The sequence below is a fragment of the Paenibacillus sp. D2_2 genome (assembly GCF_031199965.1).
Classification (GTDB): Bacteria; Bacillota; Bacilli; order Paenibacillales; family Paenibacillaceae; genus Fontibacillus.
In genome coordinates this window covers 2,858,968-2,879,126 of sequence record NZ_CP133605.1, presented here as the reverse complement: position 1 = coordinate 2,879,126, position 20,159 = coordinate 2,858,968, and the positions used below count along the sequence as shown (strand labels likewise).

Genomic DNA, 20,159 nt, shown 5'->3' with positions numbered 1-20,159 from the left:
ATACAATAAAGACATGGATGAAACGACACACACTGGAATAATCCAGAGCAGTTTTGTATTGAAAGGCTGGAGCTTATGGCGAATCTTCTGATTTATGGATAACATGTCATAATGCATTCAATTCAGAAGCTTAGATGCTTTCTCCTCATCACAATCTTGCAGGTTAAGCCAAGCCTGTTCATAACGTTCTTTATATTCTTCCCAATCAGAACTATCCTTCAATAACGCCATTTCAATCCTCCAATCTATGAGAAGTAGACCTTCCATCATACACACGTAATGTAAATCAATTACAATTATACACTGAACCTGTCTACTATGAATGGATATGGCAAGATTATTTGGCAGTTATCGAGTTCTCCCGCGATTTTTTTGCCTTAGAGAAGCTCCCGCCTGGTTTAGTCAAGCTGACGCCCACAACTCCGATCAAGACCATAATAGCACCGATGATATGATAGTATGCGATCGGCTCTTTGAGGAATATAGCCCCTCCTAGAATTGTAAATATCGTACCCACATTACCGAAAATACTCATTTTGGATGCTTCCATATGCTTCAGAGCGAAATTCGCTAGCAGCGAGGTCATGAGTGATGACAACACACCGAGATAGAGTATCGACAGTATAAATGACGGTGCCGTAAAAGCATCAAAGTAATGGTTCATACTTCCTTGGAGACCATGATGAATCACAGATATTCCATTAAACGACAATGCACCAATCAAGGACATAACGAACGAAATATCTAGCAAATGCACCTTCTGAGTAATTTTTCGAGCGAGCACGCTATATGACGAGAAGGACAACGCGGACAGTAAGATCAGTACAATCCCTAAGCTACTGGATGAATTCATTTGCACACCCTTCATGACGAAAATAAACACAACACCGGCAACGGTTAACACAGTGAATAGTTTCTGCAAGAGACTGGAACGCTCCTTAAGAAATATCGATGCGAGCAGCATTGTAAAAATAGGGACAAGCGCATTCACGATCCCCGCCTCGGACAATGTCGTATATACTAACCCGAAGGTCTGCAGAACAAAGAAGAGAAATGGATAGAATAGAGCTAACGGGATAAGCGTGAGCAAGGTTCTAAAATCCAGTTGAATACGACGACGCGTTATGATTAGCAGAAGAGCTGTAGCTATGAATGCTATCGTAAACCGATGAGCAAGAGTATCCAATGGATGCGAGACCTGTAGAGCTAATTTAACAAAAAGAAATGAAAAACCAATGATTAATGCATTTAATATTGCCGCTATATAGGCAAGCTTATTTTGCCGTTTATTCACGAGTACTCCCCCTCAATAGGTTGCTTCAAATAGATGTATACATCATCGATGACTCAATCCTATAGTAAGGGGGAATGATTATGCTACAATAGCGAAAAAGTTCAACTGTACCGGTACAGATTGCAAACAGGAGTTGATTCGATTGCTTAAATATATACATTTGACTGATGAGCTAGAAGCCGGCATCCGAAGCGGTACATTCCAGCAAGGGAGCAGACTTCCTTCTATACATACATTGTCAAAACGTTATGGCTATAGCAAAAGTACGGTACTGGCTGCACTAAATGAGTTGGTCCGGCGCCATATGATCTATTCGGTACCCCGTAGTGGTTATTATGTTGTACAGAGGAGCAGTAGGGTTGAAGGCAAGGAGCCTATCATGATCGACTTCGCCACTTCCGCGCCAGATCCTGGCCTGTTCCCTTATCTCGATTTCCAGCACTGTATCAATAAAGCGATCGATATGTACAAGAATGACCTATTCATATATGGAACGCCACAGGGGTTGCCTTCTTTGATCAAGGTGATGCAAAGGCAACTGGCCGATTCACAAGTATTCGCACAAGAGCGCAATATCGTTATCACTTCCGGGGTACAGCTGGCTCTGGCCGTATTGGCTTTGCTTCCTTTTCCCAATGGGAAGAAGACCATCCTGATTGAGCAACCAGGCTATCACTTATTCATCGATCATCTTCTAACTCATGGGCTACCGGTGCAAGGGATCTATCGTACAGCCCAGGGGATAGATATGAATCGGTTGGAAGAGCTGTTTAAGACGGGGGATATTAAGTTCTTCTATACCATACCCCGCATGCATTCTCCTCTTGGAGTGTCTTATACCCCTCAACAGAAAAAAGCAATCGTAGAGTTAGCCCATAAATACAACGTCTATGTGGTGGAAGATGATTATATGGCTGATCTAGAGCAGGACAGCAAATCCGATCCCTTATTCGCATACGATACGGATTCACGCGTTATTTACTTGAAGAGTTTCTCCAAGATTATTTTTCCTGGATTACGTATTGGTATTGTGGTTCTTCCGGACAGCATACGAGAGACGTTCATTCGCTATAAGCGCTCCTTAGATATCGACAGCTCCATGCTCTCTCAGGGAGCGCTCGAAATATATATTCAGAGTGGAATGTTTGTCCGACATAAAGAGCAACTCAATAACTTATATTTCTCACGAGCGAAGCAGTTGGATGCTGCACTTAAGCGTGAATCTGCACATAGTGATGGAATTTTCACTTACTATCCGCCGAAGCATCCGGGGATCCATACCCATCTGGTGCTGGATGAGCATCTATCAGTTCCACAGATCATTAAGCAATCGAAGAAGCATTCAATTATTCTCGAGCCGATGGATAAGCACTATTTGCCCGGAAATTTACAGAGGAACATCATCAAGCTGAACGTAAGTCATGTATCCGTGGAACGAATTGATTCTGGTATCGCGCAATTGATTGAACTGCTTCGTAAGGAGAAAGCTTGAATATCATGGCAGGATTCTGTTACGATCAAATCGATTGGAAATGATGCATGTGCTAACATATTACTTCAGATAGGAGAGAGAGAGATGGCAACGAATAAAGAGAAAATGCTAGCCGGAAAGCTCTATATGGCAGGGTCAGGAGAATTGGCCGAAGACAGCAAGAAGTCCCGGATGCTTACGCGATTGTTCAATAATACGACAGAGGAACAGAAGGATTATAGAGGCAAGCTTCTGAAAGATTTATTCGAATCGGTGGGGGAGTCGGTATATATCGAGCCGCCTTTTCGCTGTGACTATGGTTGCAATATTACGGTCGGCGACAATTTCTATGCTAATTTTGACTGCATTATTCTGGACGTAGCCAAGGTTAAGATCGGCAGCAATGTTCTGTTCGGACCTAGAGTAAGCGTATTTACAGCTGGGCATCCCGTTGACGCAGAAGTACGAAATACACTGCTGGAATTCGGAACCCCGATTACGATCGGTGACAATGTATGGGTCGGTGGGAATACCGTCATTAATCCCGGAGTAACGATAGGAAGCAACGTCATCATCGGATCCGGCTCCGTGGTAACCAAGGACATTCCAGATGGTGTCATTGCTGTAGGTAATCCTTGCCGAGTGCTAAGAACTATAACAGATGAGGACAAGAAGTATTGGGAGAAGATGAAAGAAGAATACTATGCGGATATAGAAGAATAGATCGTGAAGTCAATCCCTCTCCTTAGGTAACGAATAGGAGGGGGATTTCTTTGTTATGCTGTTCCAGGACCAATATAAAAATTGTTAATAGGTCTTAAGAACTGTTATTTTCATTCCGATAACATACATGAGACATATTCACTGGACTGTATAATATGGAATCTACAGATTCCAATAACTACTACATAGATTCGCATCATGGCTATAGATATACGCTTTTATAGAAATGGAGGGATAGATTTTGACAATTATCGGAATTGACTTGGGTACAACAAACAGTGTTGTCGCCGCTTTTACGCCTGAAGGACCAAAGATTATTCCTAATTCGCTCGGTGAGCATTTAACGCCTTCTATTATTAGTGTGGAAGAGGACGGAGATGTGATTGTTGGGGAAGTCGCAAGACAACGACTAATTACACACCCGCATTTGACGGCTTCCGTGTTCAAAAGATATATGGGTACGAACAAAATCTTTCAGCTTGGAGATTATCGATTCTCCTCCGAAGATCTATCCTCATTTGTACTTCGCGCTCTGAAGGAGGACGCTGAGGCCTATCTAGGTACAACCGTTGCCGAGGCAGTGATTAGCGTACCGGCTTATTTCAATGATGCTCAGCGACAAGCGACGAGAAGAGCTGGACTGCTTGCTGGGTTAAAGGTAGAACGGCTAATAAATGAACCTACTGCAGCGGCAGTTGCTTATGGATTACATTTAGAAGACCCGAATACCCGCTTTCTTGTATTTGATCTGGGCGGAGGTACCTTTGACGTCTCTATTCTCGAACGGTTCGAGGATTTGATGGAGGTACAAGCTGTCGCTGGAGACAACTATCTGGGAGGTGAAGACTTCACGGATCTGCTGTTCCAGGAATTCATCTCACGACAGGAGATTGGGAGCATTGATCTCGAGGATCACAAGCTTACCGGAGCGATCCGCAAACAGGCTGAAGCAGCTAAGCTTACATTGTCTCAAGGCAAAGCAGCAGTAATGGAGCTCAGCCAGACTGATACACTGAAGCCATACAAGATTAGTGGAGAGTTTTACGAAAATTTGGCCAAGCCGCTGCTGATGCGACTGAGACAACCGATTGAACGGGCAGTTCGAGATGCGGCGGTCCGTCCATCCGACCTTGATGCGATTATCCTTGTCGGCGGGGCTACGAGGATGCCGATCATCTCTACGTTTGTCGCTAAAATGTTCAATAGATTGGCCTCCGCGCATATTGATCCCGATGAAACGGTAGCGATCGGAGCAGCTATTCAAGCTGGAATGAAGGCCCGAGACGAGGCGGTGAACGATATCGTATTAACCAATGTCTGTCCGTATACTTTAGGCGTTGGTATGGCTGTGGAAATCTCCCCAGGGCAGTATGAATCCGGTCATTTCAGTCCGATCATTGAGCGTAACTCTGTTGTTCCCGTGAGCAAAATCGGACGCTATTATACGATCAACGACTGGCAGACTTCGATGCGAATTGACGTCTATCAAGGAGAGAGCCGATTAATACAAAACAATATTGCACTTGGCGAATTTCTGGTTGATCTTCCCTCAGCCAAGAAGGGAGAGCAAGCCGTTGATATACGCTTCACTTATGATATTAATGGCATACTTGAGGTTGAAACTACCATTGTTAGCACTGACGAGAAGAAGCAGGTGATCTTCGAAGAACATCCAGGCCAATACTCTAAAGAGCAGATCGAACAGAGGTTCAAGGAACTCTCGAAGATCAAGATTCATCCACGAGATCGCATGGATATCAAGCTACTACTAGCCCGTGGAGAGAGACTATATGAAGAATCGTTGGGAAGGACACGTGACCAGGTGGCGATGCTACTGCGCCAGTTCGAGGATATTCTGAACCGTCAAGATGACCGGGAAATAAAACAGGCCGTTGTGGATTACAAAGCTTATCTAGATACGATCGAGAGGGGGATAGAATTCTGATGAAAGAATTCTGGAGCCTCTTAGGTATCGAGCCCACTGACGATCTCGTAGTGATCAAGCGAGCTTATGTGACCAAGCTCAAAGTGGCGCATCCGGAGGATGATCCGGAAGGCTTCCAACGCCTGCGCGTAGCTTATGAAGCAGTGGTAGTAGAAGTTAAAAATAATCAGCTCCGTCGGCGTGAAGATGAAGCAAGGGCTATTGAACAAGACGGTTATGCTGTCACTCGTGAGCAGATTCCTGCTGAAATATTGACGACTTCTTCTGAAGTGAATAACGAACCGGAACAGACTCAGTACGTTGATATCTCAACAGCCTCGGCCATAGAGTTCCTTCATGAAGCTGCCGCGCTCTACGATAACATTCATTATCGGGTGGACGTGAGTCGTTGGAATTCGCTGCTGGACGATGATCGGTTTATCGGGATTGGGACGCGTCAAATTATAGAATATGAGTTACTTAGGATGCTCATGGAGAGATCCTGGGCTCCAGGCGCCGTATGGAGACTACTCGATGAATCTTTTCATTGGTCCAGTATGACAACCTGGCTGGAGAAGAATTTCCCGGAAGACTATATCCATCATTTCTATCGACAGCTGGAAGCTTATTGGGATTTGAACTATGACTTTATTGCCCGATGCGAACTAGACGATGAGGCCGTTGAGAACTTCCTATCACTAAGAGGAAGAGCGCAGATCACCTTAATTCATAGTGATTATGAACGCTCTGAACATTATTTGCTTGAGGCTGCTAAGCTTATCCCGAATGAGCCTGATCTATGCAGAATGTTGGGACAATACTGGATGCAGCAGGGACAGTGGGATGAAGTGCTCCGGATCTTAAGGAGGATGGATGTCTCTGCCGAGGATTCCGATTATTATAATGAACTGGCTTTCGCGCTCTTTAAGACGGGCAACTATGAAGAAGCCTGCCATGCATACGGGCGGATTCTAATTAATGAACCGGATAATTTTCGGGCGCTTACAGGTCTGGCTCAATGTCATACCGAGCTGAAACAAGATATCGAGACGATAAATACATATCTTCGCATCACTAAGCATTGTCCATGGGATTTGCATGCGCTGCATCAATTTATTGTGTTTAGTAGTCGGCTTGAGTCTATTTTAACGCACTTAGAACCGAATCCCGAACTCTTCGAACTACTATCAGGAATGGTTGAAACTTATCAAGAGATGGACCTATTCCATGACACAGCGATTGAAATACTAAGTTATCTGGAGAAGCAAGAGGCCCTGAATGTAAGGGAGAACTATCTGTTCGGCCATATTCTACATCTGGTTGGGCGCTATGATGAGGCCGCTCATTATTATAAAACAGCTGTTCAGGAACAAAATTTGGATAATGGCTTCAGGCTTGAACTACTACTGGAGACCGCGCGAAACGCATATTTTCTTGGTGAATACGATTTTAGTCTGATCTTATCCGAACAGATTCTGGAACTAGATCCAACAGATGGCGACGCGTTGTTTTATAAAGCGGAAACTTTTAGAAAATCGGAGAGATATGAAGAAGCGATTGATGTCTACAAGTATGCCTTAGAGCAGAAGGACCACCGTCTATCTCATGTCGGGATCGCGAACTGTTATTATAATCTGAAACGTTACACCGAGAGCTCTTTTCATTTTAATAGCGCTAAATTGGATGATACGAGTGATCCGGTATTTTTCTTTGAATATGGTGAAGTGTTGCTGGGCACCGGCAAGCACCGCGAATGCATTGATATGCTTGATATCGCATTAGAGAAGGGAAATTTCTACTACGCTTATTATAATAAAGGGCTAGCCCACTATCGCTTAGAGGAATATGAGTTGTGTCGGACGAATATCCGTGAATTCCTAAGCTATGAATCGGAGGATTTGCAGCTCTATGCGAATCTATTGATAGGCAATAGTAGTATGTTCCTTAGAGAGTGGGAGGCGGCGGTAGCCACATATAGGGAGCTACTCAAGCATCTTGAAGGTGTAGATGATCCATGTGTTTTTTTAAAGTTCTATGCAGCTTCTCTATTAGCATCCCGCCGATTTGATGAGGCGATTGATCCACTAGAGAAAGTGCTCAAGCTGGAAGAGAACAATGAATGGGCTTTGCTGCAGCTCGTGAGAGTATTCGTGGAGCTACAGAATTGGAACAATATTGATAACTCTCTTCTGAGGATGCTGAATGTCTCAGCGGATAAGTACATCAATCATGTCGCTGAGAATAATCGTAATCCATATATCTGGTTCTATTGCGGGATACTCATGTATTACACCAATAGGTATGACAAAGCTAAAATTTACTTTCAGGCTGCCTACAACTCGGGGCTACGCGGAGATACGAGTAGTTATTATAGTCTTGTTCTCTATGGGCTTGGCGATCATGAGACTGGATTGGAAGTAGCACGAAGCGCTGTAGAGGCATGTCCCAATCATCCGGATTATGTGAGACGGCTTAGGTATTTAGAGGAGTATTATATCAAACGAGGCAAATTATTAAATAGATTGGGTATGAATCCTTATAGTTATTTGAAAGAGACGACCATGCATTTTGATTTTCCTAATATACTTGATGATAAAGCACTAAGTACTGAATTCCCGGGGGAAGTGATCGTAAATGAATAACTTGCTTAGCTCGAGTCAACTCTGGGCGCTAGCTGCTGGCGATATATTGCTAAATGCGAACGGATATGTATTTGCCAATGAATATGCTCCTGATAAAGGAAGTCGCAATATCGATGACATTAAGGATGTCCTCTTAGGTGAAGGGTGGAGTATCGTAGATGAAGAGAGTGCCTATGATACCCTTAATTCGCTTTCTGAAATAGGCCATCGTGAAGATTTTAACCAGACCCGGGAAATTGTTCGTTTTATGACCACTAAGCAGCAAGACCTGTATATCGCATCATTAAAGGACGAATATAAGACGATAAATGCCCGGATCGTGCAAAGGTATGACAAACTGCTACCCGAATCCGGCATACTCGCCTGGGATCTCGGGCGCGCTGCCTCAATATGTCATTTTTGTGCTGAGGTCGGATATTTTTCTCGAGAATACGCTTGGTCCTATCTGTTGAACAACGCGAACCAGATCCAGCAATCTTATAGTAATTGGATAGAATATGGGCTTGCTTATATTATCGGCAGGCAATTTTGGCAGAAAGAACTGGATGATTCCAGTACTTCGATGCATCTTCAGTTCATTAAAAGGCAGTTAACCGATACGAATTGTCCATGGAGCTTCTTGCCTTGGAATACGAAGCTGGAGACAAATCCTCTCTACTAATTAACATGATGAATTATTTTGTTTCGCTATCTGCTTCATTAATTTTCTTGTATACTTAACTTTATGGATTGAACTGGTGAGTTAGTGTAGGAAGGATCAATAAATGGTAAAATCGATCGCTATTTTTATTTTGGCAGGAATTGCAGAAATCGGCGGGGATATTTAATCTGGCTTTGGCTTCGTGACGGCAAGTCCTTCTGGTTAGGTGGGCTTGGTGGAATTATTCTGGCACTTTACGGGGTTATCGCTACATTTCAATCATTCTCTTCCTTCGGAAGGGTCTATGCGGCCTATGGCGGTATATTCATTGTTTTATCCGTATTGTGGGGATGGGGCATCGATAAGAAAACGCCTGACTTATATGATTGGATTGGAGCCGCGATCTGTCTGGTTGGTGTATCCGTCATGTTGTTAGCGCCGAGGAATTAAGCGGCTGTACCGGGAAAATCTAGAACAAGTGCATACGAATTGAATATGAAAGAGCATCCACTTATGATCTGCAGGTGTATACTGCCTATCACATGTGAATGCTCTTTTTTATTCTCCAGCTAATCGACCCTTAACTTATATTTTCCGCTATGCTGTAACTTCACATCCACTTTAACGTTTACTAATGATTCTTTATCGATCATAAATCCACCTTCCTTGTTTAATTCCCGCCATTTCTTTGGATTCTCACGATACAAGCATTCCGTAAGATTAAATATGTCAACCTTGCGTTCCGTACCTTTCTTAAAGGTGTACCTGATTTGTTTCTCGATAGCTTGAGCGGCCATATCCTCGATTTCCTGCTTTTTGAGGTTGCGACGAAGCTCATCTACATAAGCATTTATTTTCAGATGGATTGTATAGTTGACATGCCCATCACGAACGACATGATGAACTGTTGTTCTCGGTTTCTCTAGCACAATTGCCGCTTTGGGTTCAATATCATCCGGAATATTGATGATCGATCGTTGTAATTTCTTCTGCATCCAGCGATAGCCCTGCAAATCATCTTCGGAGAACCAATCTTTGGCCACAGATCCCTGGAAGAAATAGGCACCGTCGATTTTGAACATCGGCTTCTGGTCCTTGTCCTCCGTCCAAGCTTCCCGGTCGATCGCTAATGAAGGGAGGAGCGGGGCTCCTGCCAGTTCATTGATTAGAGCGACCAGCTTGTAGCCGTATAAGGGCATAATGCTTGATCGCTGGGAATAGGTCATCTCCGGCGATTCCATCACGGTCTGAAGCGGGGAAATATTCAAATTTGATTTCGTAGAGAAAATATCCCGCATCGGTTCCCGCGTTCCGTAGATCGGAATGTTATATCGAATTTCACGATAACGGTTAACGAAATCGTATGAAGACCGGATTCGTTCACCTTCCTCAAGGAATTTGTCGCTGAACACGATGGCCTTAACATGGCCCCAGAATACCCTGAGTTGTGCAGTTGAATAAATCGAATTGAAGGACTGGGTTACTGTAGTTCCTTCCCCTTTACCAATCCAGGTTGGAACGTTGCGTCCCGACAAATTGGTCTCAGATTTAGCGATGTTGGCAAAATTTAGAACTTGTACATAAGTAATATATTTTCCGTCCTTAAAGTCGAATCCGATCCCCGTGACATAGGCCATGTTCTGAATATCTTTGGAATTCCAGCAGGACGTTAACACTAGCATTGGAATAACACTCGCCAGCAATAGGAGCTTCCGACATACCCGCTTCATTGCCCATCTTCCTTCTGGTGATCAGGATCGATCGGATCAAGTGAGGCTGGACGGGTGCGCATTTTACTCCAAGGAAGCCGTAAATAGGCCTTCAACATGTCTTTAAAAATGGGAGGGGATATCGGCGAGAGATAAGGAACGCCGAATGATTTGAGCCTGGACATATAGAACAAGAGCAATATCATCGCTAAAATAAGCCCGTACATTCCAATAAACGACGAGATTAGAAACATAAAGAAGCGCAATACACTGACAATTGAGCTTAACGTCTGATTTACAAGCGTAACCCCCATGACCGCTGTAATAGAACCAACAACGACGACGGAAGGAGATACTAATCCCGCCCGAATCGCGGCATCACCGATAACGAGAGCCCCGATGACCGTTAACGTCTGTCCGATCGCGGATGGGAGCCGTACCCCTGCTTCTCGGAAAATTTCCAACAGCAACAACAGGATAAACATCTCCATCTGCGCTGAGAATGGCAGCCCTTGACGCGAGGAGGCGATGGTCGCCATCAACTGGAACGGAATCTGGTCTTGATGAAATGCAGTCAGGGCCACCCACAAACCAGGCAATAGAATCGACATCCAGAAGCTGAAAAGACGAACTAGTCTGACAAAGGAAACATACAGAAAGCCAAAATGCATATCCTCCGGTGATTTCATGACGATGTTAAAAGTGGCAGGACCAACGAGAGTGAGCGGATTCCCGTCAATAATGAGAACAAACCTTCCAGCGAGTAAGGCATTCACAGCATAATCCGGTCTTCCTGTCGAATCGAGAAGAGGGAAGATCGGATATTTTACATCGGACAGAGCTTCCTCAAGTTGATTAATACTAAAGAGACCATCGACATCGATTTTTTTGATTCGATGTTTAAGTTCATTTAAGATTTTCGGAGACAAGACATTGTCTAAGTACATTAATGCGATCTTAGTTCTTGTTCGCCTGCCCAGTATAATCGTCTCGCAGCATAGAGAAGTACTGCGGATACGCTTGCGGATTAAAGCTATATTCTTCACATATGACTCGACAAATCCGTCCCGGGGTCCTTTAATCGAAATTTCTGTACTCGATTCCTCGGGTGCGCGCTCCGGAAGATTACTAATATTCAACTTGAACAGATCATTCGTATCTGTAAAGGCAATCAGGAGATTTCCTTCGAAGATAGAATCTACAATATCCTCTTTGGATGCTTCCTTATTGAAGCGAAGCAGAGGCAAAGCTCCTACCGCATTATCCCGTAGCAAAGTCTCAAAGTGATCCGTCCGAACATTTGGTCCATTTCCGGAAGCACCGTATGTGCAATTTGCGTTCCGTCACATAGTCCTCCAGAATAGATAAGCATAATTTCACAAGTCTTATTCTGTTCCTGAAAATGAAATGTCTGAAGAACGACATCTGATGCTTTCTTGAATAATTCAGTCAGCATTTGCTTAGTCCAGACCGAAGTTTGCGTGCATTGTTCGCTCATGATGTCTCCTCCTTGGTAGGTTTAGCGAACCGGGCGATAACAGCCCAACAGGCAGTTAAGACGACAGCAATGATTAAAGTAGCTATGAGAGCAATCCTGAACATACTCAAATAGAACGTATTGTATCGTTGCAGGGCCACCGTCAAAATGAGGAAAAGAGTCGTAATCAGCGTTATTATGCGGTTACGCAATTGAGGATTACGATGTGCAAATAAATCTGCAATCAGAAATTGGGCCAAACTGATGCGTATTGTCGCTCCTGACAACCATTGAAAGACAGATAGAAAATCAACATGCTCTACATAGTTTCCCAGCCTCACGAGTCGCCATTGTTCATAGGGAGACACCATTTGCTTCGCAGATTCTGTAGGACCGAATTCTGTAATCGCGCCGATAATAGGGCCAAGTGAAATATAGACAAGCAAAAGAGCCAAAAGCATAATATGCCAGGGTTTCATCGTTGATTTGAGACGATGCTGCAGCATCAGTATTAGGAAAATCTCAGATAATGCGCCACTTGCATACAGCATCCCAGTTGTAATTGGCTTCAATCCATTCTCAAAGACAGGTAGTAGCAATAGCCAATCCTTCTCTGTTAAGTTTGAAATGGATACAAAATAGCCAAGGACAAGAACAGCAGGTAATAAAATACCGGAACCTATAGCAATAGCGGTGATTCCATGCTTAGCTGCATAATGGCAGACCAAAATTAAGACGATAAGAATAACTGTCTGCGGAGTGGCTGGCAAATAATTAGATACCGTCCAGACCGTTGTCTGTGTAATTGTCATATTGCCGATCATAAATAACAGCATAACTACTGGAGCCAGCATAACCCAGGACAAGAATGGACTGGTCTTCTTCGCAAGCCATTCCTGGAGATGTTGCCTCTCTGACTTCCTCATAATATAGACAATTAGAACAGTCCATGGAATGAACAGGACACCTGTGAAAATAAGTGTTATCCAGGAGTCCCTGTGGGAAGCATCGAGTAGAATAGGATTGACGATAACATGACTTAGCAATCCATTAAAGAGCATGATGATCATAAAGATCTGGATAACACCGATCTTACCGCCAGAATTATTCACAGAGTTCACTCCATAGCAATCGAATTAACATTCGTCTATCTTGGGTTATTATAGCTTGAGCATTAATCTCCAAAATATTCATTGCCGATTTAGCAACCAAAGCATGAATATATCTCCTGAAAATCGAATTTTTATAAAATACTAAAAAGTTAAAAAATGAACTCGGATAGTTGATCTATTAGTTCAAGAGGAGCTGTGATTAAGCAAATATTCAACTTAACTGAAAAGCCCTCAATGTCAATGTCTTACAAGTAATTAAGACTCGAAACACTTAATCGAAAAGGTAGAAGGGAGAGGGTTGTTAATGATATAAATAATCAAAAATTCATGTGGATAATCACTGTATTTCAACGTTTCAGGGAATAATTTACCAACTTTTATTTTTAATTTTAAGTGTTGACAAAGAAATTTATAAGCACTATGATTGCTGTAATCTAATATTGGATGCACGATGAAAGAGCGAAGTAGCAAGTTTGTCACTGTTCAGAAAGCCAGGGGTTGATGCGACCTGGTCATACTAAACTTTGCGAATTACACTCCGGAGTACCTTAGGTAATGCTAAGCGGACTGGCAATCGATATCATTGCTAAGAGTGGTATTAATGGTGAACTGCAGCGCCTTTAATGCAATTTGGGTGGTAACACGGTTAATAAATCGTCCCTATGTCTACAATAGACTAGGAGACGATTTTTTTATTTTCTAATAAAAATTTCACCAGGGAGATGAACTAACAATGATGAACATTATCGATGAATTGGAATGGCGCGGTGCTATTAATCAACAGACAGATGCAGAAGGATTACGTAAACTAACTACTGAAAAGTCGATTTCATTATACTGTGGTGTTGACCCTACCGGTGACAGTATGCATATAGGTCATTTGATTCCATTTATGATGCTGAAGAGATTCCAGATGGCTGGCCATCGTCCAGTAATTCTAATCGGCGGCGCGACCGGTACAATCGGAGATCCAAGCGGACGTACCACTGAGCGCACACTTCAGACGATGGATCAAGTACAAAATAACGTGGATGCTCTGACTGCACAAATGAAGAAGCTGTTCTTAAATGAAGGAGATACAGGTCTCCGTATGGTGAACAACTACGATTGGACGAAGGAAATTACGATCTTGGACTTCCTTCGCGACTTCGGGAAGAACTTCAGCGTCAATACGATGTTGGCCAAAGATATTGTAGCTAGCCGTCTTGATTCGGGTATTTCCTTCACTGAGTTCTCGTACCAGATCCTGCAGTCGATCGACTTCCTTCATCTATTTAAGAATGAAGATGTGCAATTGCAGATCGGCGGTGCCGACCAATGGGGGAACATCACGAGTGGTCTAGATTTGATTCGTAAGAAGGAAGGATCAGAAGCAAAAGCATTCGGCCTAACCATTCCACTGATGCTAAAAGCAGACGGAACGAAATTTGGTAAGACCGCAGGCGGGGCAATCTGGCTTGATCCGAACAAGACAACTCCATTTGAATTCTACCAGTTCTGGGCTAACCAAGATGATCGCGATGTAATCAGATACCTGAAATTCTTCACTTTCTTAACGAAAGAAGAAATCGATGCTCTTGAGGAAAAAGTTCAAACTGAACCACATAAACGTGAAGCACAACGTGTTCTTGCTGAAGAGATGACAAGATTCGTACACAGCGAAGAGGCACTTGCTCAAGCTAAGAAGATTACAGAAGCATTGTTCAGTGGCGATATCAAGGCCCTGACTGCAGATGAAATTGAACAAGGTTTCAAGGAAATGCCTACATTCCAGGCTTCTAAGGAAGCAAAGAATATCGTCGACTGGCTCGTTGAGGTAGGTATTGAACCATCCAAGCGTCAAGCGCGTGAAGATATTACAAGCGGAGCCATCACTTTGAATGGTGATAAGGTCACTGATACAGAAATGACCTTGACGGAGGAACATTCCATTGAAGGTCGCTTCATTATCATCCGTAAGGGCAAGAAGAACTACAACCTCGTTAAACTCGGAGAATAGCTTTCAGCTATTCTCTTCCCTTTATAATAGAAGTAAGAATTAAGAAAACTATTTAAAGGACAATATTATAGATAGAATAAGCCGTTCACCTGCTTAATCAAGCAATTAATCTATGATTTTCATCACAAAAACAATGTCTTATTTGTAACAGAACAACCCAATTTTCAGCTATTTTTATGGTTGAAAATTGGGTTGTTCTGTTTTATTCTTCCAATTGCATGTAAGCCCGTTTTTTCGTCGTATTTCAAAATAATAGAAATGTTGATGGATATTACTTCTTATGTAAAAAACAATTTAGAGCTGTATGAAGCGATTAGTTATTCCCTACAACGCATAAGTATACCTTTTCCTAAATTCCACCGTACCATAACCACTATATTCCTCAACTTGCGTTAATGTGCACTCATAAGTTTCTTTTGCCCAAGCCATCATAACGATAAGCAAAGCCAAGGGCCAGTCTTCATTCATCCCTGACTTCAGAAGTGAAAAGGAGAGTGCTGCTTATAAATAATAGGATCTTGTGCATGAATTATCCTCTACTATAAAGATTAATAATTTATGCAATTAGATGTATTAATATTCATTTCTTTTCCCTGAAAATGCTTTAACCCATAAAAGCGAAAATGGTTTAAAGCCTTTAGTGGTGAAATGGTAGAACCTTTAAAGGGACTGTTGATAAGTTTCTGGAAAAAACCAAAAAATCCTCATGTGACAAGGCTTTGAACCGAATTGACACGATATAAAAATAGGCGTATTCTGACGTAGAAAGTTAATCGATTAACGAATTCATAAAATTTCCTTGCAACAAAACTTCATGATTCATCCATTAATTAGTAATACATTAATTATTCATATTTTGGATGTATCAGGAGCTAGATTAGAGAGAAAGAAGGGAGCTTTATGGCCAATTCAAAAAAATTAACCTTATTCGGGTTGATTGGTATCACTATGGCCTTCTTCGGTACAGTACGTAGTGTACCGACGCTCGCCATTACAGGTTGGACACAAATATTCTATATGCTGGTTGCAGCTGTACTATTTGCACTTCCAATCGCCTTGATGTCGGCTGAATTATCAACGGGATTCCAAGAAGAAGGTGGACCCCAAGTCTGGGTTAAAAAAGCAATTGGAGAGAAGTGGGGATTTGTTACCTCATGGCTCTTATGGGTTCAAATGTTCTTCGGTATGGTTATGGTTGCTTCAACAGTAGGGGTACTGTTCGGATATGTTATTAATGTACCTCATTTATCTTCAAACAATTTCTTCATCTTCGCAGTAATTCTTATTTCGTACTGGGGCGTTACGCTCCTGAACTTGAAATTCGATATGGTTAAAATCGCAGGTAACTGGGGTTCAATTATTGGTGTATATATTCCATTCTTAGTACTCGTAGTACTTGGTCTTGCTTATATGTTCAAGAACGGCATTAATCCAAGCGGCTACTTGGCGAACTTCAAAGCTGGCGATCTGCTGCCTAATCTTAGCGATCTTGGTAGTCTCGCTTATCTATCTGGTATTATCTTCATCTTTGCTGGGTAGAAATTTCCTCAGTGCATGCTAACAATATTGAAAACCCTAAGCGCAACTATCCAATTGCGGTAATTGCTTCCGTAATCTTGCTGGTTATCTTCAACTTGATCGCTGGTTTGACTGTTGCGAACGGTGTTCCAATGGGTAAGATGGAGCTTTCCAATATTACTCAACCATATATGATCTTCTGTGCAGACCTTGGTATTCCATCTATTTTCGTAAACATTATCTCTGCGATGATCTTGATCGGTGTTCTTGTACAGCTTAGCGCATGGGTACTTGGACCAAGTAAATCGATGATCAAAGTTGCGGAAGATGGTAACTTGCCACCATTCTTCCAGAAGAGAAATAGCAAAGGTATTCCAATTACATTCGTATTACTTCAAGCTATCGTTATTTCTTTGGTATCGGTTATGTATATCGTCGTTCCTGACGTAAACAGCGCCTTCCTGGTTATCACGATTACGACAACGATTCTATACTGTATCGTATATGCTTTGATCGCCATTTCCGCAGTTCGTCTGCGTTATAAAGAACCTAATATGACTAGACCATTCCGTCTAGGAAAAGGTAACGGTTTGATGTGGTTCGTCTCATTGCTGTCGTTACTAAGCGTTGTTATCACGATCATTGTTAGCTTGATTCCACCATCTATTTTGCCTAAGAGTTTCTCCACGGGATACGTCATTTACCAAGTCGTTGCGACTGTAGTGATGGTAGGCGTTGCCCTGATCATTTATAAATTCAAAAAACCTAGCTGGAAAAAAAGTGATTAATCACAGCTAATTCGATCATTAATCCTTTTTTATAAATTTCATAATACGGAGGTACTCAACATGAACTATTCAATTCCTGATATTAACCTCAAAGCATTGTTCCTTGGTGATAAAGGCGAGAACGTCGATCTGTTCAAGGAAATCTTATTGAAAATGGTTGACGAACATGTGGGCTGGCGCCAAAATTATATGCCTCAAGACTTGCCAGTTATCACTCCTTTCGATAAAAGTTCTAAGAGCTTCCAAGATACTGCCGATCATATGCGTAGCGTATTTAACGTATTGTCATCGAAGCTTCGCTCCGAATCGCTGCCTTGGCATACTGCAGGTCGTTTCTGGGGCCATATGAACTCCGAAACCTTGATGCCATCGATTATCGCTTATACAGCAGCAATGCTTTGGAATGGTAATAACGTGGCTTATGAATCCTCTCCAGGTACATCGCAAATGGAAGAAGAAGTTGGTCATGAAATTGCTAAGCTGATGAGCTACAAAGCAGGCGAGAGCTGGGGCCACATTTGTGCCGATGGTTCCATCGCCAACTTGGAAGGTCTTTGGTACGCACGTAATATCAAATCACTTCCACTGGCTATCAAAGAAGTTGTACCTGAAGCTGTAGCAGGCAAATCCGAGTGGGAATTGCTGAACATGTCTACAGAAGAAATTATGGATCTTACTGAAAAACTTGCTGACCATATGGACGAGATTAAAGCTAAGTCAGCTCGTGGTGGTAATAATCTACAAAAACTTGGTAAATGGCTCATTCCACAAACCAAACACTATTCTTGGTTGAAAGCTGGCGATATTATCGGTATCGGCTTAGATCAAGTTGAAGCTATTGATGTTGACAGCGAGTACCGCATGGACATTGAGAAACTTGAGAAACGCATTCGCGAATTAGCTGAACAGAATATTCCGGTTCTCGGCGTAGTAGGTGTTGTCGGAAGTACAGAAGAAGGCCAAATTGACCATATCGATAAAATTATCGAATTGCGTGAAAAACTCGCTAAAGAAGGCATTTATTATTACGTTCATATCGATGCTGCATACGGCGGTTACGCTCGTGCCATCTTCCTTGATGAGAATGATGAGTTTATCGAATATAATAAAATTGATGAAGTGTACAAAAAACACAACATCTTTACAGATATGAAGCTGAAGGACGAATGGCTTACTGAAGATATCTACAATTCCTTCAAAGCCATCAGCAAAGCAGAATCCGTTACAATTGACCCTCATAAAATGGGTTATATTCCTTACTCCGCTGGTGCCATCGCAATTCGTGACATCCGCATGCGTGAAGCAATTTCTTACTTCGCTACCTACGTATTTGAAAAGGGTGCAGACATTCCAGCATTGCTTGGTGCATATATCCTAGAAGGTTCCAAAGCAGGTGCTACTGCGGCTGCTGTATGGACAGCTCATAAAGTATTGCCACTGAATGTAACAGGCTATGGTAAATTAATGGGCGCTAGTATCGAAGGGGCTTATCGCTTCTATAACTTCTTGAAGGATAAGAAATTTACAGTTGGCGATAAGACAATCGTTCTTCATCCGTTGACAAAGCCTGACTTCAACATGGTTGACTATGTATTTAATGAAGAAGGCAATACAGATCTGGAGAGAATGAACAAACTGAATCATGACTTCTTCGATTATGCTTCTTATGTCAAAGGCGGTTTGTACAGCAACGAGTTCATTACTTCCCATACCGACTTTGCTATTCCTGACTATGGCAACAGCCCATTGGAATTCGTGAAGAGCCTCGGATTCACTAATGAGGAATGGGATCGCGCCGGGAAAGTAACAATCCTTCGTGCTTGTGCATTGTCTCCTTATGCTCATGATGCTGAGACATTTGAAGAGTATGCTGGTAAAATTGAAAAAGCTATGCAAAATAAGCTTGAGAAAATCTACATGTACGAAATGAACTAATCTCTCATAAATAAGGAAATGCGTAACACCCGATATGGTTGTTACGCTTTCCTCTTTTATCTAATATAAGGAGTGCTTTGAAATGGCTAACATAAGAAAAGTACTGACAGTAGCAGGCTCAGATTCCAGCGGAGGCGCCGGTCTTGAAGCCGATCTGAAAACATTCCAAGAGTATGGAACATTTGGTTTCTGCAGTATTACTTCGATCGTTACAATGGATCCCGATAATAATTGGCATCATGAGGTTCAGCCCATTGATCCGCAATTGGTCCTTAAGCAAATCAAGACCGTATTGTCTGGTGGCAAAATGGATGCAATGAAGACCGGAATGCTTGGGTCTGTTGAAGTCATCGAATTGTTAAGCAAGGTCATTGATGAGCATGACATCACAAATATCGTTATTGATCCGGTAATGGTATGTAAAGGCGAGGATGAGGTGGTACAACCTGAGAATGGTCAAGCCATTCGTGATTTGTTGCTGCCAAGAGCGACGATTACAACACCGAATCTGTTCGAGGCAGGTCAACTTGCCGGCATCTCAAAAGTTAGAACGATTGACGATATGAAGGAAGCCGCTCACCGTATTTATGATTTAGGTGTCAAGAACGTTGTAATTAAAGGCGGTAAGACGCTTGAGGCCGAGAAAGCAGTTGATCTATTGTATGACGGTAATGAATTTACCCTGTATGAGGCAGACAAGCTCGACACGAACCATAATCATGGCGCAGGTTGTACCTTCGCGGCTGCTATTGCTGCAGGATTAGCTAAAGGAATGTCTGTTAAAGAGGCTGTCTCCAAGGCAAAAGAATTTACTACTGCAGCCATTCAAGGTGGATTTGCTTTTAATCGCTTTGTAGGACCTGTCTGGCATGGCGCATATAACAGAGCAGAGAACCGTGTTGAATAGTAGAAGCGTATTTTGTTTAA

At 42.5% G+C, this 20,159-nt stretch carries 13 protein-coding genes, 2 pseudogenes and 1 other annotated feature; of the genes and pseudogenes, 10 read left to right on the top strand and 5 right to left on the bottom strand.

Annotated elements, in window-relative coordinates; genetic code table 11:
* Positions 1–337: 337 nt before the first annotated feature.
* Positions 338–1,294 carry a DMT family transporter gene (locus RE628_RS14615; protein WP_309153795.1) on the bottom strand — a complete coding sequence of 319 codons (957 nt, stop codon included), beginning with the start codon at positions 1,292–1,294 and terminating at the stop codon, positions 338–340.
* Between the two features lie 142 nt (positions 1,295–1,436).
* Here RE628_RS14615 and RE628_RS14610 point away from each other — a divergent pair, with 142 nt between their 5' ends.
* From RE628_RS14610 to RE628_RS14585, 6 genes and pseudogenes are all read left to right on the top strand, one after another.
* Positions 1,437–2,786 (top strand): aminotransferase-like domain-containing protein, encoded by a 1,350-nt coding sequence (locus RE628_RS14610; RefSeq protein WP_309153794.1) that lies wholly within the window; start codon positions 1,437–1,439, stop codon positions 2,784–2,786.
* 84 nt (positions 2,787–2,870) lie between these two features.
* Positions 2,871–3,488 (top strand): sugar O-acetyltransferase, encoded by a 618-nt coding sequence (locus RE628_RS14605; protein WP_309153793.1) that lies wholly within the window; start codon positions 2,871–2,873, stop codon positions 3,486–3,488.
* A 241-nt stretch (positions 3,489–3,729) separates the two neighbouring features.
* The gene (locus RE628_RS14600; RefSeq protein WP_309159316.1) at positions 3,730–5,433 is read left to right on the top strand and encodes an Hsp70 family protein; all 1,704 of its coding nucleotides are present in this window, start codon (positions 3,730–3,732) and stop codon (positions 5,431–5,433) included.
* Entirely contained in the window at positions 5,433–8,054 is a 2,622-nt protein-coding gene (locus tag RE628_RS14595; RefSeq protein ID WP_309159315.1) for a J domain-containing protein, read from the top strand. Before RE628_RS14600 ends, RE628_RS14595 begins: the two co-directional genes overlap by 1 nt.
* Positions 8,047–8,715, top strand: a complete 669-nt coding sequence (locus tag RE628_RS14590) for a DUF1266 domain-containing protein (protein WP_309159314.1) — start codon at positions 8,047–8,049, stop codon at positions 8,713–8,715. The genes RE628_RS14595 and RE628_RS14590 overlap by 8 nt, the downstream gene beginning before the upstream one ends.
* Positions 8,716–8,818: 103 nt before the next feature.
* Positions 8,819–9,144: pseudogene (locus RE628_RS14585) on the top strand (YnfA family protein).
* A gap of 119 nt (positions 9,145–9,263) precedes the next feature.
* Here RE628_RS14585 and RE628_RS14580 read toward each other — a convergent pair.
* The 4 genes from RE628_RS14580 to RE628_RS14565 are packed head-to-tail and all read right to left on the bottom strand — an operon-like array spanning position 9,264 to position 12,992.
* Positions 9,264–10,424: a Ger(x)C family spore germination protein gene (locus RE628_RS14580; protein WP_309159313.1), complete on the bottom strand. Its 1,161-nt coding sequence runs from the start codon at positions 10,422–10,424 to the stop codon at positions 9,264–9,266.
* A complete protein-coding gene (locus RE628_RS14575; RefSeq protein WP_309159312.1) occupies positions 10,421–11,677 on the bottom strand; it encodes a spore germination protein in 1,257 nt (418 codons plus the stop codon). Before RE628_RS14575 ends, RE628_RS14580 begins: the two co-directional genes overlap by 4 nt.
* Entirely contained in the window at positions 11,656–11,901 is a 246-nt protein-coding gene (locus RE628_RS14570; RefSeq protein WP_309159311.1) for a hypothetical protein, read from the bottom strand. Before RE628_RS14570 ends, RE628_RS14575 begins: the two co-directional genes overlap by 22 nt.
* Positions 11,898–12,992, bottom strand: a complete 1,095-nt coding sequence (locus RE628_RS14565; RefSeq protein WP_309159310.1) for an endospore germination permease — start codon at positions 12,990–12,992, stop codon at positions 11,898–11,900. The genes RE628_RS14570 and RE628_RS14565 overlap by 4 nt, the downstream gene beginning before the upstream one ends.
* Before the next feature lie 442 nt (positions 12,993–13,434).
* Positions 13,435–13,657: a binding site (T-box leader), on the top strand.
* Between the two features lie 71 nt (positions 13,658–13,728).
* On the opposite strand from RE628_RS14565, the gene tyrS reads away from it, so the two are divergent.
* The 4 genes and pseudogenes from tyrS (at position 13,729) to pdxK (ending at position 20,139) form a co-directional block, all read left to right on the top strand.
* Positions 13,729–14,991 carry a tyrosine--tRNA ligase gene (gene tyrS / locus RE628_RS14560; RefSeq protein ID WP_309159468.1) on the top strand — a complete coding sequence of 421 codons (1,263 nt, stop codon included), beginning with the start codon at positions 13,729–13,731 and terminating at the stop codon, positions 14,989–14,991.
* 900 nt (positions 14,992–15,891) lie between these two features.
* Positions 15,892–17,297: pseudogene (gene tyrP, locus RE628_RS14555) on the top strand (tyrosine-tyramine antiporter).
* A gap of 60 nt (positions 17,298–17,357) precedes the next feature.
* Positions 17,358–19,232 carry a tyrosine decarboxylase gene (tdc, locus tag RE628_RS14550; protein ID WP_309159309.1) on the top strand — a complete coding sequence of 625 codons (1,875 nt, stop codon included), beginning with the start codon at positions 17,358–17,360 and terminating at the stop codon, positions 19,230–19,232.
* Between the two features lie 82 nt (positions 19,233–19,314).
* A complete protein-coding gene (gene pdxK / locus RE628_RS14545; RefSeq protein ID WP_309159308.1) occupies positions 19,315–20,139 on the top strand; it encodes a pyridoxine/pyridoxal/pyridoxamine kinase in 825 nt (274 codons plus the stop codon).
* Positions 20,140–20,159: the final 20 nt, after the last annotated feature.

Bases quoted from the DNA above. Each gene is read 5' to 3' on its own strand.
- tyrS (WP_309159468.1), top strand. From the start codon at position 13,729: ATGAACATTATCGATGAATTGGAATGGCGCGGTGCTATTAATCAACAG.
- pdxK (WP_309159308.1), top strand. From the start codon at position 19,315: ATGGCTAACATAAGAAAAGTACTGACAGTAGCAGGCTCAGATTCCAGC.
- RE628_RS14605 (WP_309153793.1), top strand. From the start codon at position 2,871: ATGGCAACGAATAAAGAGAAAATGCTAGCCGGAAAGCTCTATATGGCA.
- RE628_RS14570 (WP_309159311.1), bottom strand. From the start codon at position 11,901: ATGAGCGAACAATGCACGCAAACTTCGGTCTGGACTAAGCAAATGCTG.
- RE628_RS14580 (WP_309159313.1), bottom strand. From the start codon at position 10,424: ATGAAGCGGGTATGTCGGAAGCTCCTATTGCTGGCGAGTGTTATTCCA.
- tdc (WP_309159309.1), top strand. From the start codon at position 17,358: ATGAACTATTCAATTCCTGATATTAACCTCAAAGCATTGTTCCTTGGT.
- RE628_RS14595 (WP_309159315.1), top strand. From the start codon at position 5,433: ATGAAAGAATTCTGGAGCCTCTTAGGTATCGAGCCCACTGACGATCTC.
- RE628_RS14590 (WP_309159314.1), top strand. From the start codon at position 8,047: ATGAATAACTTGCTTAGCTCGAGTCAACTCTGGGCGCTAGCTGCTGGC.